Genomic DNA, 1,776 nt, shown 5'->3' on the forward strand with positions numbered 1-1,776 from the left:
TGCGGGAAATGACCCCGCAGGTGGTACTTTTTAAATGGTGAGCCGGACTGGGATCGAACCAGTGACCATCTGATTAAAAGTCAGATGCTCTACCAACTGAGCTACCGGCCCGTAGCAACGGAAAGCTTTTATACGTGAATCGCTGCAGAGCGTCAACCTTTTTTCACGACTTTTTTGTGAAAGGGTTGCTGCGCTGCAGGGTCTGGTCGCGGCGTGGGCCGACAGATACCAGCACGACGGGGCAACCGGTCCAACTCTCTATTTTATCAACATAGTCGCGCACCTGCTGCGGCAGATCGGCGTAGTTTTGCAGCTCGCTGATGTCGGATTGCCAGCCGGGAATCTCCTCATATACCGGAGAGCAGGCACTTAACGTATCGAGGTCCTGGGGGAATTCCTCGATAATCTGCTCGCCGTGACGATAAGCGGTACAGACCTTGATAGTGTCCAGTTCACTCAGTACGTCCATCTTGGTAAGGGCGATGCCGGTCATGCCGTTGGTACGGACGGCTTCACGCAGGGCGACAATATCGAGCCAGCCGGTGCGGCGTGGGCGTCCGGTTGTGGCACCGAATTCATTGCCTGCGGTACGCAAGCGTTCCCCCATTTCATCGTCCAGTTCCGTCGGGAACGGGCCTTCGCCGACGCGTGTAGCATACGCCTTGGAGATGCCGATGACTGCGTCAATAACCTGGGGTCCAAGGCCGCTACCGGTGCAGGCACCTGCGGCGATGGTCGAGGATGAAGTAACGTAAGGATAGGTGCCGTGGTCAATGTCGAGCAAACTTCCCTGGGCCCCTTCAAACAGGATGCTTTCACCATTTTTGATGGCCTGATCGAGGGTGGTGGAGGCGCGGCCGAGATACACCCGCAGGCGTTCGGCGTAGCCGAGATATTCTTCAGCAATGGCCTGTTCATTCAGAGGCTCTTCACCAAGATATTTTTCCAGGAAGAAGTTTTTCTCCGGCAGGATCTCTTTGAGTTTGCGGCGGAAGGTTTCGGGATTGAGCAGATCGGCAAAACGGATGCCGCGTCTGCCGACCTTGTCTTCGTAGGTGGGACCGATACCGCGGCCGGTGGTGCCGATCTTTTTGGCGCCGGACTTCATTTCACGGGCGATGTCGATCTTTTTGTGGTAGGGCATGATAATATTGACCGCACCATCCACCATCAACTGCTGATCATCTTTTAAATAACCACGTTTTTTCAGTTTATCAATCTCTTCGAGGAAGACCTTGGGGTCGAGAACCACACCGTTACCGATGATGCAGCGTTTGCCCTGATGCAAAATACCGGAGGGGATCAGATGCAGAACAGTTTTCTGGTCACCGACCACCAGGGTGTGCCCGGCATTGTTACCACCCTGAAAACGGACGACGTTGTCGGCGTATTCGGTGTAGATGTCGACCACTTTGCCTTTGCCTTCGTCACCCCACTGGGCACCGACGATAATAATATTGGCCATAGGTTCCTGCTAGCTCCTGTTGTGCCGGTTTTTGCTGCTTCCGGCGATGAGAAAAGATCAGTACAAGATGAAGTCCGGGTGTTCAATCTGCTGCCAACTGATGCGACTGCGGCTTGAATCGGCCAGTGAGATCAGTTCAATATCGAGATCTTCGGTAGCGACAACTGCCACGTAACGGTAATTCATCTGGCGGGCATAAACAAGGGTTTCGTCAATTTGGCGCCTGATAATGTCCCGTGCTACCGAATAACCGCGTTGGCGCAACTGACGCGCGAGTTTCTGCGCGGCTCGGAGATGGTCGCCGGTGGAGT

2 protein-coding genes and 1 tRNA gene are annotated in these 1,776 nt (G+C 54.4%); all 3 read right to left on the reverse strand.

Annotated elements, in window-relative coordinates; translation table 11 throughout:
• Window positions 1-35: 35 nt before the first annotated feature.
• Window positions 36-111, reverse strand: a tRNA-Lys gene (locus tag AC6F7T_RS11975).
• Window positions 112-163: 52 nt separating this feature from the next.
• Entirely contained in the window at window positions 164-1,465 is a 1,302-nt protein-coding gene (locus AC6F7T_RS11980) for an adenylosuccinate synthase (protein WP_500719155.1), read from the reverse strand.
• A 57-nt stretch (window positions 1,466-1,522) separates the two neighbouring features.
• A partial coding sequence (locus AC6F7T_RS11985; RefSeq protein ID WP_500719157.1) for a His/Gly/Thr/Pro-type tRNA ligase C-terminal domain-containing protein occupies window positions 1,523-1,776 on the reverse strand: 254 nt, incomplete at its 5' end.

This window comes from Pelovirga sp. (assembly GCF_059864205.1).

Excerpts from the sequence above, each read along its gene's own strand:
- AC6F7T_RS11980 (WP_500719155.1), bottom strand. The coding sequence starts at position 1,465 with ATGGCCAATATTATTATCGTCGGTGCCCAGTGGGGTGACGAAGGCAAA.